The sequence below is a fragment of the Collinsella sp. SGI.095 genome (assembly GCF_050314535.1).
Classification (GTDB): domain Bacteria; phylum Actinomycetota; class Coriobacteriia; order Coriobacteriales; family Coriobacteriaceae; genus Collinsella.
The window spans coordinates 40,372-54,310 of the sequence record NZ_JBNPNG010000005.1 but is presented as its reverse complement, the minus strand read 5'-3'; the positions used below and the strand labels follow the sequence as shown (position 1 = coordinate 54,310).

Here is a 13,939-nt window from a genome sequence, read left to right as displayed (position 1 = left end):
GTGATGTCTGATCGTTTGACGGTCCTGATGTCTGAGAGCGTCTTTACCGGTACGGGGGACCTGCCGTTTGAAGGTTTCGTAGCGGTCCGTGGCAATCGAATTGAGGCCGTTGGCACCAAGTGTGAGGTAGCTTCGTATTTGACCCAGGCGGACGAGGTAGTTGACCTTGGCGACCGCACCGTCATGCCTGGCCTGATCGATGTGCATACCTTCTATACAGGCTGGGCGCTGCGGACGTTGGGGCCTGATCTGTCCGGCATCGCTGATGCCAAAGAGGCCGTGTCGCTCTTGCGTGCATGGAAAGAAGATCATCCGGATTGCGTGGCGGCTTTTGGCCACAACCTACCCGAAACGTTGGCATCGGATGCCGAGAACGCAAATACGGCAGCTGTGTTTGACGATTGTTTTGGCGATATCCCCGTCGTCTGCTTTACACCGGGCGCGGAGACCTGTGTTCTCAATGCTGCCGCCAGCGCGCGATACGGCTTCACACCCCAGGCGTGCTATGCCGAGAAGATCTGGCGCATGATGAGCGATTTCCTCGCGCTGCCCGAGGTACGTGCGGGGTATTCGGACTACATGAGCATGCTTAACGAGCGCGGCGTTACCGCCATCAAGGAGATGGCGTTTGATGACTACTACGGCTTTGCCGACGAAATGGCTCGCCGTGAGGAATCTGGTGAGCTGACGGTTCGCGTCTCTATGATGTCGCAGCCGGTGGGTGCCGGTGCAAATCTGGCATATGCCCGCGAGGCGCGAGAGCGCTTCCGGGGACCGTTCGTTCGCTTTTCCGGCTTCAACCGTATGACCGATCGCGGCGTATGGGCGGGGCTTGCCGAGATGATTGACCCCTATGAGGACACGGCCGATGCGGGCGCTGCAGGCAAGACGGTCGTCGAGGAGCCAGAGTGGGAGCTGATTGAGAACGAGCTGCGTGCAATTGATGCTGACGGCTTCCGATATTCCTTGCATTGCCAGGGCGATGGCGCCGTTCGTCGCACCGTGGCGCTCTATGCCTCGCTGCCTCGAGACGAGCATGGACGGATGCTTCGCCGCCATGCGATTACCGATCTCGAGAACTCTGATCCGACCGATCTTGTCGAGTTTGGCAAGTTAGGTGGAATTTGCGAGGTCTATCCGCAGATTCTGACGCTGGACCGGCGCGAGGATTGCCTGTCGATGATGCGTCGACAAATTGGCGAGACGCGACTTTTGCACAGCTGGAATCGCCGCGGTATGGAAGATTCCGGATGCACAGTGTGCTGCGGCACGGATTTGCCGCTGTTGATTCCGAGCTTGGGCGAGTCAATCTACAGTGCGTGCGGCGGATACTTCGACGACGGACTGCCCGTGAATGAGGTCAACGCGCTGACGCTTGTCGAGCTCTTGCGCGCTTGGACTGCCGGGGGCGCGTACGACCTGATGCGCGAAGACGAGCTGGGTACGCTCGAGGTTGGCAAGCTTGCCGATATCTGCGTGCTCGATCGGGATGTGTTCGACCTTGATTATCGCGACGCACGCGATCTTGCGGTTGATATGACGATGTCGGACGGACGAATCGTGTTCGATCGAAATAAGGAGGCATAAGATGTCTGAATCCAAACCGACGCTGCGCCGCGAACAGATTGCGGGCATGAATATCCACTACATCATGTGGTCGCTCGATTACTTCCTTGATGTGCAGCAGCGCTTGGGCTTTGAGTCCATTGAGCTGTGGTGTGCAGAGCCGCATGTGACGCTCGACCACACGGGCTACTTTGAGGCTGAGGTCCTGGCGAAAAAGGCTGCAGACCGCGGGCTTAGGTATCGTACTCTGTGCCCCGAGAATGTTATCTATCCTTGGCAGTACTGCGCACGCAAACCGCTGCACGAACAGCGCAGCCTGGCGTACTTTAAGCACGGCATTGAGCTTGCCGAGGTACTTGGGTGCGACCGTATGTCCGTCAACTCGGGCTGGGGCGACTGGGACGAGGACCGCGAGGAAGCCTGGAAGCGCAGTCGCGAGCACTTGTCCATTCTAGCGGAGTATGCCGGCGAGCACGGTCTGGTGCTTACGATGGAAAGCCTGCGTCCCGAGGAGAGTAACCTTGTGACGACGGTTTCCGATGCGAAGCGCATGATTGATGAGGTCGCGAGCCCGTACTTACAGCCCATGGTTGATACAACTGCGATGGGCGTTGCAGGCGAGACGCTCGAGGACTGGTTTGCCGCCTTTGGTGATGGTGTAATTCACGAGATGCACTTTATCGACGGTGACCCGTATGGCCATCTGGTGTGGGGCGATGGCAAGCACGATATGGACGCCTTCGTCGCCACGCTCAATGCCCATGGTTTCGACGGCATGCTGGGCCAGGAAATCACGGACGGTCGTTACTACGATGACCCGGCGGCGGCAGATGCCAAGAACATGGCCGCATTCGAGAAATATCTGATTGACTAAAACAACTATCGGCCACGCAACCAACGTCATTGGTTGCGGGCCAAACAAGAAAGGAACTGGATATGAACGCACACGATCTGATTAAAGAGGCAATTGCCGAGAAGGGCAAGTTCGACAGCGTCTACTGGATTGCTTGCGGTGGCTCCATGATCGATTTGATCCCGGCTCATGAGCTTCTGCAACGCGAGGCAACCGCCTTCACTTCGTATATCTATACGGCTCGCGAGTTCGATATCATGCGTCCGCGTCGTCTGGGCGAGAAGTCCCTGGTCATCGCTTGTAGCCACAGTGGCAACACCCCGGAGGTCGTCGAGGGCTGCGAGATTGCCCTTGCTGCTGGCGCTACGGTGATCGCCCAGACTGACAACGCTGGGTCTAAGATCGACACCGGTAAATGGACCACGTGGGTCTACCCGTGGGGCGAGGGCGTGCCGCAGGCCGAGGTTCCCGCTGGCATTTCGCTGTCGCTTGCGGCAGAGCTGCTCGATCAGCAGGAGGGCTACGCCGATCTTGCCGATATGTATGCCGGTATTGCCGAGATGGATAAGATCCTTCCCCCGGCACGCGAGAAGGTAAATGCCGAGCTGGGTGATCGCTTTGCCAAGCTTTGCCAGGAGCACGAATTCTTCTATATTCTGGGCAGCGGTCCCAACTTTAGCCAGACCTACGGTTTCGCTATCTGCTCTCTTATGGAGATGCAGTGGCAGCACTGCAGCTACATCCACTCTGCCGAGTACTTCCATGGCCCCTTCGAGGCTACTCAGGATGGCGTTTTTTACTTCCTGCAGATGGGCTCCAGCGAGTGCCGTGCTATGGACGAGCGCGCCCTGGCGTTCCTTAAGACGCATACCGATACGCTGATGGTGCTCGATGCCAAGGAGTACGGTATGGAAGCCGTACCGGCGAGCGTTCGTGCCTATCTGGACCCGGTGCTGTTCTACGCCATGAACTGTGAGCTGCGTGCCGCACGCGGCAAGGTGTTTGACCATGATCCCGATTTCCGTCGCTACATGGGCGTTGTCGAGTACTAGAAGGGACAAAGGCCATGGCATTTAACGTTAACGCGCTCGGATTTGGCGATAACGTCGTCGATCGCTACGAGCATATCCACACCATGTATCCTGGCGGCAATGCGGTGAACTTCGCCGTTTATGCCAAGAAATGCGGTGCCGCACGCTCCGCATACATGGGCATTTTTGGCAATGATGCCGCTGCCGAGCATGTCATTGCAAGCCTCGAGGATGAGGGTATCGAGCTTGACAAGTGCGAGCAGATGATTGGCGAGAACGGAGCGGCTCGTGTGACCGTCGTCGACGGTGACCGTGTCTTCCTCGGCTCCAACGAGGGCGGTATCCGTGGCGATGCGCGCTATGTTCTCGATCGCTTTGACCTTTCGTACATGAAGCAGTTCGATGTGGTTCATTCGGGCAACTATTGCTTTACCGAGCGCGAGCTGCCCAAGCTGAAGGCTGCGGGCGTCACGGTCTCTTTTGACTTTTCGGACGACTCTACCGACGAGTACTACGAGCAGATTGCGCCCTACGTTGATTTTGCTTTCTTTAGTGCGGCGGATGCTGCGAGTGAGGACGAGATTCGCGAGCGTTTGGCATGGGTGAAGGGCCTGGGTCCGCGTTTTGTGTCGGCTACGGCGGGCGCCGAGGGCTGCATTGCTTACGACGGCGAGCGTTATTACCGCCAGCTGGCTAAACCGGTAACGGACATGAAGGACACCATGGGGGCGGGCGACTCGTTCCTCACCTCGTTTTTGATGTGCTATCTCGATTCCGCCAAGCGTGGTGAGGATGGCCCCGAGGCCATCGAGCGCGCGCTCGACTTTGCTGCCGGGTTTGCCTCGACCGTGTGCGGCATGGAAGGTTCTTGGGGCCACGGAGCACCAATCGTCGAATAGCTTAAGAAAGCGTACGACGGTCTGGCTATGAGGCCTTGGACAGCCGACGCAAAACAATAAGCGAAACGCGAAAAGGGGGCTCGCCATGTGGTGGGCCCCCTTTTGAACATTGGAGAAGACCATGGGTATTAAAGCGTGCGCAGCTGGTTTTTGCTGTGCGGACGTCTATCAAAACATCGGCGTATTCTATCCGACTGGTAATGGCATTGACTGGGGTATCCATCTTGCACGAATGGGCGTTTCGGTATCCGCCGTGTCGGTTGTCGGCAAGGACGAGTACGGAGACAAGATGAGAGAGGCGCTGGCCGCTGAGGGGTTCGATATCTCACATCTGCGGGTGGAGGATGGCGACACCTCGGTGATGCTCATGGCGTTGAAAGACGGCGTCGATCGCGTACATCTCGAGGCAATCGATGGCGTAATGGAGACATATCGACCGAATGAAGACGACCGGGCGTTTATTCTAGAGCATGACATCATTCATACTGACCTGTTTGGCAATTGTTTGGACCTCTTGCCCGAATGGCATGATGCGGGCAAGACGGTGGTAATGGACTTCTCGGTGTTCAGCCAGGATCCCGAATATGCCTGCGAGAATCATTTCCCCTACGTTGACTACGCATTTATGTCGTTTGAAGAGGACACTCCGGAGCTGCGAGACTGGGTACGCCACGTGCAGGAATTGGGACCGCGCGTTGCGGTCGCCACGCTTGGCGAGAAGGGAAGCATTGCCTATAACGGTGAGCGCTTCTATGAGTGCGGGATCGTACCGGCGGAGAAGGTCGTTAACACCGTGGGCGCCGGCGACTCGTATATTGCCGGGTTTACCAAGGGCGTGATCGATGGCCTTGATATTCCGGCGTGTATGAAGGCGGGCGCCGAGCTGTCGTCCCGAGTGATTGGTTCGTTTGAGCCGTACTAGGGTCAAATGCCTGGAAAGGAGTACGAAGTGGTTATCGACATGTTGGTTCAGCCCATGCTCTACGGCGAGATCTGTACGCCGGGTGATGAGCCTGATGGATTCGGTTTTTGGTCACGAGAATTTGGTATGGGGCATATGGGTCCCATGGATTGGGACGAGCTTCAAGTTGAGATGGATGTCTGCGATGTGCAGAAGAGCTTGCTCATGCCGCTCGATGTAACCACGGCATGCGGAGGGCATTTTGGCACCAATGACCAGATTGCCATGCTGGTTGCCGCGCATCCCGATCGTCTGTGGGGATTTGCGAGCGTAGATCCGCGGGTGAGCAGTGCCGCAGGCGAATTGGAGCGCGCCTTTACCGAGCTGGGGGCAAAGGGGCTTTGCCTGCATCCGGCAAAGCAAGGTTTTGACCCCGATGATGCTGTGGCTGAGCCGCTTTACGAGCTGTGCGGGCGCTATAACAAGCCGGTGGTTTTCCATGCCGGTATGTCTTGGGAGCCGGGCGCAGAGCTCTCGCGCAGTAACCCGCTTGCATTTGAGCACACAATCGCAACGCATCCAAATGTGCGTTTTAGTTTGACCCACTTTGGCTGGCCCTGGGTACGCGAGACCGTGGCGATGCTGCTCAAGTATCCCAACTGCTACACGGACACCTCTATCACTTACATCGATTCGCCCGAGGAGATGATGCAGCGTCTTTTCACGGTCGATATGGGGCCGCTGTGGTATGAGCGCGCGCTATCGCATCAAGTGATGTTCGCCAGCAATACGCCGCGTTTCCGTGCGTTCAAACTCAAGCGGGCGCTCGATACCGTGTCCATGCGCGATGATGCGCGAGAAAGGCTCTACTGGGGTAATGCCCTGCGTTTTCTTGAAGGGGATGAGTGAACATGGTGACGCTCGAGACATTGAGCTATCTATCGACTGCTCCGGACCAGTTCATCGATATTACCGAGGACGTGCACGCTGCCATCGAACGCAGCTCGGTGACGAATGGCTTGGCAGCAATTATTTTGTCGCATACGACCTGTGGAATCGTGGTAAACGAGGGACTGCCCTGCGTGGAGACGGATCTTATGGAGACGCTTGATCGCATCGCCCCGCTCGATGCCCCCTATGCGCATGCACACTTCCTGCCGAGCTATGGAGCCACCGGCAACAACTCCTGTGGGCATATCAAGAGCATGATTTGTGGAAACAGTTGCTTCTTTCCCGTCCAAGATGGCCACATCGTGTGTGGAGGTGCCCAGAACATCTATCTTGCGGAGTTTGACGGTCCGCAGAAGCGAAAAGTGTACGTCGAAGTGCTGGGGGAGTAACGTTCCTGCAATAACCCTATGAAGGAGCATGTTATGTCGTTTCTAACCTCGATGTTCAAGACCGAAAAGCCGGTTATCGGAATGCTGCACCTGCGTCCTCTGCCGGGCGATCCACTGTATTACCCAGGCGGAAGCGTGTCGCAGGTCGTGGAAGCCGCCAAGCGCGATCTCGAGGCGTTGCAGCAGGGCGGTGTCGATGGCATTTTGATTACCAATGAGCTCTCGATGCCCTACGAGCAGCACGTTTCTCCCTCAACCCTTGCATCGATGGGCTATATAATCGGGGCTCTATCCTATGATCTGTCGACTCCTTGGGGAGCTGAGGCTATTTACGATGGTGATGCCACAATCGAGCTGTGCGCTGCCGTAGATGCGCAGTTCACGCGCTGCAATTTTTGCGGTGCCTGGGCCGGTGATCTCGGGCTGATAAACCGAGATTTCGCTCACACCATGCGTCGCAAGGCGGCATTGCGCTTGGACGACCTCAAGCTTTTTCACTTCATTACGAGCGAGGGGGAGGTTTATCTCAACGACCGCACGACTTCGGACATTGCCGATTCACTTCTCTTTAATTGCCTACCGGATGCGATGGTCATCGGCGGCTCGGCTGCCGGTCGTGGCGCTTCGGGCGAGCTTGCCGATGAGGTCCGCGAGCGTGTTGGCCGAGTACCTGTGGTATGTGGCACCGGTTGTCGCGAAAATACCGTGACTGACGTATTTGCTCACTACGATGGCGCGTTTGTCGGCACGTGCTTAAAGCGCGATGGAAAGCTGGATGCCCCGGTTGATGTTGAGCGGGTGGTTCGTTTTATGGCTGCCGCTCGTACGGCGCGAGGGGAGTAGGCGCTCATGGCGTTCTATCTGGGTATTGATATTGGGACAAGCGCCTCTAAAGGCGTTTTAATCGATGATCGATGCAACATCGTTTGCCAAGCCTCTTGTGGACACGAGACGGACAACCCGCGTGACGGATGGTACCAGCATGATGCGGAGGCAGTTTGGTGGGGTGATTTTTGTCGCTTGTCGCGCGAGCTGGTGGTGCGATCGGGGGTTAACGCGGCGCAGATCGGATGCGTGGGCCTTTCCGCATTGGGTTGCGACTGCGTGCCGGTCGATACCGAGTGCAACGCGCTGGCGCCCGCGATTTTGTATGGAGTCGATGCACGTTCGAAGCCGCAGATTGACGAGATTCTTTCTGAATATGGGTCAGACCGCGCACGCGAGCTTTTCGGGCACGATCCCTGTTCGTCAGATATTGCTCCCAAGATCTTGTGGTTTAAGGAGAATATGCCCGAAATGCATGAGCGTGCCGCGAAGTTCCTGACGGCGTCATCGTTTCTGTGCGCGAAGTTGACGGGGCGTTTTACGGTGGACCGTTATTTGGCGGAGGATTTTCTTCCCCTATACGACCGCTACACTTGGAAGGTTGATGCTCGGGAATGTGCTCGTTTCTGCCGGCCTGACCAGATGGCGGAGGTAATGTCGGCTACCGATATTGCCGGGGTGATTACGCAGCGCGCGGCTGAGGCGACGGGGCTCGCGGCAGGGACACCTGTCTTAGTGGGAACGGGCGACTCTGGTGCCGAGGCCATTTCGACGGGTGTATTCCGTCCTGGCGATATGATGGTTCAGTTGGGAAGCACGGCGTATTTCATCTACCTAGCTGATCATATGGTCGATGATGCCCGCCTGTGGCCAGGGACGTTTATCATTCCCGGAACTTACGGGATCTGCGCGGGGACCAATACGGCGGGTGCACTCACATCGTGGTTGCGCCAAGAGCTGTATCGCGACGCCGTAGAGGCCGAGGGCCACGGTGGCCCCGATGCATATTCGGTTATGGCGCATGATGCCGCCGATGTGGCGCCGGGTGCCGATGGGCTCCTGTGTCTGCCGTACTTTGCGGGGGAGCGTACTCCGCTCAACGATCCCGAGGCGCGTGGCGTCTTCTTTGGCCTGACCGGAAGGCATACGCGAGCCCATATGGTTCGTGCCGCCTTGGAAGGCGTCGCGTATACCGTTGCATCCCATGTCGACATTATCGAGCGAGAGCATGGACTGCCAATTGGGCGCATTATGCTTGTCGGAGGTGGAACCAAGAATCCAGTTTGGATGCAAGCTATCGCCGACGTATGCGGGCGCGAGGTCTCGGTTGCCAAGGTTACGGTGGGTGCCTGCTTCGGTGATGCCATCATGGCAGCTCTCGCAGGTGGTGCCTATGCATCATGGGATGAACTCGCCCGAGTCCTTGGCGTTGCGCAAACAATCGAGCCCGATATGGCTGCCCACGAGTTATATGCGTCGCGCCGTCATATCTTTGACGAATTGTATGCACGCAACCGTGATCTCATGCACGAATTGATGTAACGCTGCCGAATTGTACTGCCTTCCAAAATAGGGACTGCGTTGTGCGATTCGCATGCCCCTTGGCATTTTTGCCCACAGGGGTTAGCGAAGGCCAAAAATAGAGTGCGCATTTGCTAAAACTGCCGATTCGATGCGCTTTGCGTCACAATTTTTGAGCGAGGCGATGCGCATCGAGGTCCTTGTGAGCGATTTGATGAGCGACTGCGCGCTTGTTTCTGTGTTTGCTTCGGCTGGGGCGTCGGTTTCAAGCAGTAGACGATTGAGCGGAATCTGTCGTGCGTATTCGCGTCCTCGTTTAGACGCGAGCATGCGTTCGTTGACGGAAAAATAACAGCTCGCATTACGCGCGCGGGCGAGTTCGTCCGAAGTACCGCTAAACCAGTGGAAGATGATAGCGGGGGAGTCGGGGTTTGGGATGAGTAAACCATGCGATTCGAGGACGTCCAGTACGGCTCCTGCCGAACGAACGGCGTGAATTGATATCACGCGCCCGGCAAGAGGACACTGCACGAGCGCATCGCAGAGCCGGTCAAGTGCCTGCATTTGAAGCGGTTCGCTTCCGGCGAAGCGCGCGGAAAAGTCGAGCCCCACCTCGCCGACGTAGCGCTCTTGGGCAGCAACTTCGCAAAGCAGATTGATTTCGGCAGGACCGCAGCGGCCGTCGGCGAGCCACCAGGGATGGAGCCCGACGCCCGCGATAATGTTTGGGTAGCGGCTGGCCCGCTTTTTTGCTGCCGCGAAGTCGCGCGGGTCGACCCCGCAATCAAAGACCCCCAGCCCTATAGCCGCAGTTTCGTCGGCAACAGCATTCGGGTAAGCCATCAAATCAAGATGGCAGTGTGCATCAATTAACCGGGGCTCCATCTCGGCACGCTCCGCTAGTCCAGGCGCTGGCCATCGGCGCGCACGCGCTCGGTGCCGCGCCCACTGATCTGGCGGATAACCTCGCCGGCAATCATCTGACCCATGATGGGCGGCATAAAGCTGGCGGTTCCCAGCTCGGTACGCTCGTGGATATTGGAAGGGTCGCGGGGCTGAGTCTTAACCGATTCCTCGCAGCTAAACAATACATGTAGGCTCTTGATTCCGCGCTTCTTACATTCTTTGCGCATAATGCGGCTCATGGGGTCACGTACCGTATCGAAGATGTCGGCAAAGCGGAGGCACTCGGGATGGAGCTTGTTGGCCCCGCCCATGGAGCTAACCAAACGAATGTCATGGTCCTGAGCATATTTGGCAATGGTGAGCTTGGCCGAGATGGTGTCGATGGCGTCGACGACGTAGTCGAGCTTACCGCCCGTCTGCTCAAAAACGCTCGCAAAGAACTCGTCGATGTTGTCGCTCAACAGGTATTCGGTGCGCTTGATAACGGTGGCGGCGGGATTAATATCGCGAATCATGGCTTCCATCACGTCTACCTTGCGCTTGCCGACGGTGCTGTGGAAGGCGATGGCCTGGCGATTGATATTGCTGGGCGCGATGATGTCCTTGTCCAGAATGACGAAATGACCGATGCCGCCGCGGGCGAGTGCCTCGCAGCAATTGGAGCCCACACCTCCGCAGCCGAGCACCAGCACCGTAGCATCGGCGAGCTTATCGAGTGCCTCGCGGCCCATGATGATCTCGAGCTTGGTGTCGCGTGTCTCGATGGCGGCTGCGGCAACGGTTTCGGTCATAAATATCCTCCGATGGGGAAGCGAATCGTGTTTTAGCTATCGCCATTATAGGTATTATCACGATTCCATTTGAACCCTTGGGGTTTGTTGAAATGGGATTGGGATTCGCATAAGATTAAAGCAGATGGCGCCCGTTGCCGCGGGTTAGCCAACTCCGAAACACGTTTATGGCGTGAGAAGTGGCCGTCTTCGCATTACGCGGGGGCGGCTATTTCATTCGACCTCCAATGTGGATGCCGAGCTCCACAGCCGCGATTACAAGCAATAACAACGTCAGGACATCGTCGATACTCATAGTCCATCTCCTTCTCGGATAGAGGGAGCTGGCCCATCTGCTTCAACTTCCATTGTAGCTAAATACGAACAAATGTTCTATAGATGCGGATGTATTAGATAATTAGACAAACATCTAAATATCGAGTATAGTGTGCGCGTCGAACGAAATGATGAGAGGAGGTCCTATGCCGGGAGAGGGTTTTAAAGCGCTGGCCGATCCTACGCGGCGGCGTATTTTGGAACTACTACGCGAGGGCGACCGCACGGCTGGGGAGCTTGCCGAGCATTTTGACATCAGCAAGCCGTCGTTGAGCCATCATTTGGCGACGCTCAAAAACGCCGGGTTGGTGACCGATGAACGTCATGGCCAAAACATCGTTTACAGCTTAAACACCACCGTCATGCAGGACTTGATCGGTTGGTTTATGGGCTTTACAAACACTGAAGGTGATAAGGATGAATAACGAAAACAAGGGCATTCACGCCACGGGGGTATCGCCACGCGTGTGGATCGCGCTGGTCGCTCTGTGCGTCGCCAATATCGTAGCGCACCTTATGGTGATGCCGAGCTTGCCTGCGCAGATTCCCACGCACTGGGGCGCGAACGGCGTTGACGGTTGGGGTCCTAGCTGGATGGCCTCCGCGCACGGCGTGCTGCCCCTGGTGCTTCTCGCAATGTTCTACGTGGTGCCGCGCATCGATCCCAAAGGTGAGGCATATCGAACCTCGGGTAAGTTCTATCAGGGCTTCGTAATCGCCTTCACCCTGTTCATTTGTGGTATAAGCTGGCTGGGAGAGCTTACGGTCTGGGGCGTGGTGCCGGCGGTCGGTTCGGTCAACGTGCTGATTTCCGGTGCTGTCGGTTTGCTGTTCATTGGCGTAGGCAACTACTTGCCGCGTGTGAAGCAGAACTATACGCTCGGTATCAAGACGCCCTGGGCGCTTGCCGATCCCGAGAACTGGCGCCGTACGCAGCGTTTTGGCGGTGCCTGCTTTATGGTGCTGGGTGTTGGTCTGATTGTGATGGGCGTTGCGGGTAGCGTGCTTTCAAGTGAAGTTGTCGCCGCGGTGATTGCGGTTCTGGCGTTTGGTTCTGTCGGAGTTGTCTACGTCTACTCGTATCTGCTGTGGCGCAAATCGCAGCGAGCTGCTCGTTAAGGTTGCGGAAAACTAGCGTACGCAGTTCATAGTATGTTCCGGGGGACTTTTCCCAGGTAGTATTAGGGGGTATGGGTAACCGTGCCCCTTTTTCGTTACGTTTTAGAGCTGGTTTTCTCATCTCGTTTCCACTAAAGCGAAACAAGAATAGGGAAACAGCAGGTAGAAAGGATAAAACAGGCAAATGGCAGAGTTTATCTACCAGATGTATCAGGCTCGCAAGGCTCATGGCGACAAGGTGATCCTTGACGACGTGACCCTGAGCTTCTATCCCGGTGCCAAGATCGGCGTCGTGGGCCCTAACGGTATGGGCAAGTCGACCCTGCTCAAAATCATGGCCGGCATCGAGGAAGTCTCCAACGGCGATGCCAGACTTACCCCCGGCTACACCGTGGGTATCCTGCAGCAGGAGCCGCCGCTCGACGACGACAGGACCGTCATCGAGAACGTGCGCATGGCATTTGGCGACATGATCGCCAAGGTCGATCGCTTCAATAAGATCGGCGAGGAGATGTGCGACCCGGACTGCGACATGGATGCCCTCATGGCCGAAATGGGCAAGCTCCAGGACGAAATCGATGCCGCCGATGGCTGGGATATCGATTCCAAGCTCGGCCAGGCTATGGATGCCCTGCAGCTGCCCGATTCTGACATGCCGGTCAATGTGCTTTCCGGCGGCGAGCGCCGTCGCGTGGCCCTGTGCAAGCTGCTGCTCGAGGCTCCCGACCTGCTGCTGCTCGATGAGCCCACCAACCACCTGGACGCCGAGTCGATCCTGTGGCTCGAGCACTTCCTGCACAACTACCAGGGTGCCGTGCTTGCCGTCACGCACGACCGCTACTTCCTGGACAACGTTGCCGAGTGGATCTGCGAGGTCGACCGTGGTCACCTCTATCCCTACAAGGGCAACTACTCCACGTATCTGGAGACCAAAGCCGCCCGTATCGAGGCTCAGGGCAACCGTGACGCCAAGCTCGCTAAGCGCATGGAGGCCGAGCTCGAGTGGGTGCGCAGCTCGCCCAAGGCCCGCCAGGCCAAGAACAAGGCCCGTCTGGCTCGCTATGAGGAGATGGAGGCCGAGGCCCGCGCAAGCCAGAAGCTCGACTGGACCGACATCCGCATCCCTGTGGGCCCGCGTTTGGGCAACAAGGTGCTCGAGGCCCATCACCTGCACAAGGAGTTCGACGGTCGCGTGCTCATCGACGACCTATCGTTCACCCTGCCGCGCAACGGCATCGTGGGCGTCATCGGCCCCAACGGTGTGGGCAAGACCACGCTGTTCAAGACGATTGTGGGCCTGGAGCCGCTGACTTCGGGCGAGCTCGAGGTGGGCGAGACCGTCAAGATCTCCTATGTCGATCAGAACCGCTCCGGCATCGACCCCGACAAGAACCTGTGGGAGGTCGTCTCGGATGGCCTGGACCACATGATGGTCGGCGAGACCGAGGTCCCCAGCCGCGCGTACGTGGCGAGCTTTGGCTTTAAGGGCCAGGACCAGCAGAAGCGCGCTGGCGTACTTTCCGGTGGCGAGCGCAACCGTCTGAACTTGGCGCTTACGCTCAAGCAGGGCGGCAACCTGCTGCTCCTCGACGAGCCCACGAACGACCTCGACGTCGAGACGCTGTCCTCGCTCGAAGCGGCGCTGCTCGAGTTCCCGGGCTGCTCGGTGGTCATTAGCCACGACCGTATGTTCCTGGACCGCGTCGCCACGCACATTCTGGCGTGGGAGGGCACCGACGAGAATCCGGGCAACTGGTATTGGTTCGAGGGCAACTTCGAGGCCTATCAGGCCAACCGCATCGAGCGCCTGGGCGAGGACGCAGCCCAGCCGCATCGTATTCACCGCAAGCTGACGCGCGATTAGTCGAGCTC

14 protein-coding genes are annotated in these 13,939 nt (G+C 57.5%); 12 read left to right on the top strand and 2 right to left on the bottom strand.

Annotated features, from left to right (window positions below; translation table 11 throughout):
• The first annotated feature begins 3 nt into the window (after nt 1-3).
• From ACQRCA_RS03275 to ACQRCA_RS03235, 9 genes are all read left to right on the top strand, one after another.
• Nucleotides 4-1,587: an amidohydrolase gene (locus tag ACQRCA_RS03275; RefSeq protein ID WP_427718533.1), complete on the top strand. Its 1,584-nt coding sequence runs from the start codon at nt 4-6 to the stop codon at nt 1,585-1,587.
• Nucleotide 1,588: 1 nt separating this feature from the next.
• Nucleotides 1,589-2,440 (top strand): sugar phosphate isomerase/epimerase family protein, encoded by an 852-nt coding sequence (locus tag ACQRCA_RS03270; RefSeq protein WP_427718532.1) that lies wholly within the window; start codon nt 1,589-1,591, stop codon nt 2,438-2,440.
• Between the two features lie 62 nt (nt 2,441-2,502).
• A complete protein-coding gene (locus ACQRCA_RS03265) occupies nt 2,503-3,471 on the top strand; it encodes an SIS domain-containing protein (protein ID WP_427718530.1) in 969 nt (322 codons plus the stop codon).
• Nucleotides 3,472-3,485: 14 nt separating this feature from the next.
• The gene (locus tag ACQRCA_RS03260; RefSeq protein ID WP_427718528.1) at nt 3,486-4,349 is read left to right on the top strand and encodes a PfkB family carbohydrate kinase; all 864 of its coding nucleotides are present in this window, start codon (nt 3,486-3,488) and stop codon (nt 4,347-4,349) included.
• A 121-nt stretch (nt 4,350-4,470) separates the two neighbouring features.
• Nucleotides 4,471-5,271 (top strand): fructoselysine 6-kinase, encoded by an 801-nt coding sequence (frlD, locus tag ACQRCA_RS03255; RefSeq protein WP_427718526.1) that lies wholly within the window; start codon nt 4,471-4,473, stop codon nt 5,269-5,271.
• 27 nt (nt 5,272-5,298) lie between these two features.
• Nucleotides 5,299-6,159, top strand: coding sequence for an amidohydrolase family protein (locus tag ACQRCA_RS03250; RefSeq protein ID WP_427718524.1), 861 nt, complete (start codon nt 5,299-5,301; stop codon nt 6,157-6,159).
• A 2-nt stretch (nt 6,160-6,161) separates the two neighbouring features.
• On the top strand, nt 6,162-6,590 hold the full coding sequence (locus ACQRCA_RS03245) for a secondary thiamine-phosphate synthase enzyme YjbQ (RefSeq protein WP_117735290.1): 429 nt from the start codon (nt 6,162-6,164) through the stop codon (nt 6,588-6,590).
• A gap of 33 nt (nt 6,591-6,623) precedes the next feature.
• A complete protein-coding gene (locus ACQRCA_RS03240) occupies nt 6,624-7,433 on the top strand; it encodes a BtpA/SgcQ family protein (protein ID WP_427718523.1) in 810 nt (269 codons plus the stop codon).
• 6 nt (nt 7,434-7,439) lie between these two features.
• Nucleotides 7,440-8,957, top strand: coding sequence for an FGGY-family carbohydrate kinase (locus ACQRCA_RS03235; protein WP_427718521.1), 1,518 nt, complete (start codon nt 7,440-7,442; stop codon nt 8,955-8,957).
• An 81-nt stretch (nt 8,958-9,038) separates the two neighbouring features.
• Here ACQRCA_RS03235 and ACQRCA_RS03230 read toward each other — a convergent pair whose 3' ends face one another.
• A complete protein-coding gene (locus tag ACQRCA_RS03230) occupies nt 9,039-9,821 on the bottom strand; it encodes a TatD family hydrolase (protein WP_427718519.1) in 783 nt (260 codons plus the stop codon).
• Between the two features lie 14 nt (nt 9,822-9,835).
• Nucleotides 9,836-10,633 (bottom strand): tRNA threonylcarbamoyladenosine dehydratase, encoded by a 798-nt coding sequence (locus tag ACQRCA_RS03225; protein WP_427718516.1) that lies wholly within the window; start codon nt 10,631-10,633, stop codon nt 9,836-9,838.
• Between the two features lie 461 nt (nt 10,634-11,094).
• Here ACQRCA_RS03225 and ACQRCA_RS03220 point away from each other — a divergent pair, with 461 nt between their 5' ends.
• From ACQRCA_RS03220 to ettA, 3 genes are all read left to right on the top strand, one after another.
• The gene (locus tag ACQRCA_RS03220) at nt 11,095-11,373 is read left to right on the top strand and encodes an autorepressor SdpR family transcription factor (protein ID WP_154517353.1); all 279 of its coding nucleotides are present in this window, start codon (nt 11,095-11,097) and stop codon (nt 11,371-11,373) included.
• Nucleotides 11,366-12,067, top strand: a complete 702-nt coding sequence (locus ACQRCA_RS03215) for an SdpI family protein (RefSeq protein WP_427718513.1) — start codon at nt 11,366-11,368, stop codon at nt 12,065-12,067. The genes ACQRCA_RS03220 and ACQRCA_RS03215 overlap by 8 nt, the downstream gene beginning before the upstream one ends.
• Nucleotides 12,068-12,251: 184 nt before the next feature.
• A complete protein-coding gene (gene ettA, locus ACQRCA_RS03210) occupies nt 12,252-13,931 on the top strand; it encodes an energy-dependent translational throttle protein EttA (RefSeq protein WP_427718511.1) in 1,680 nt (559 codons plus the stop codon).
• The last annotated feature ends 8 nt before the right edge of the window (nt 13,932-13,939 follow it).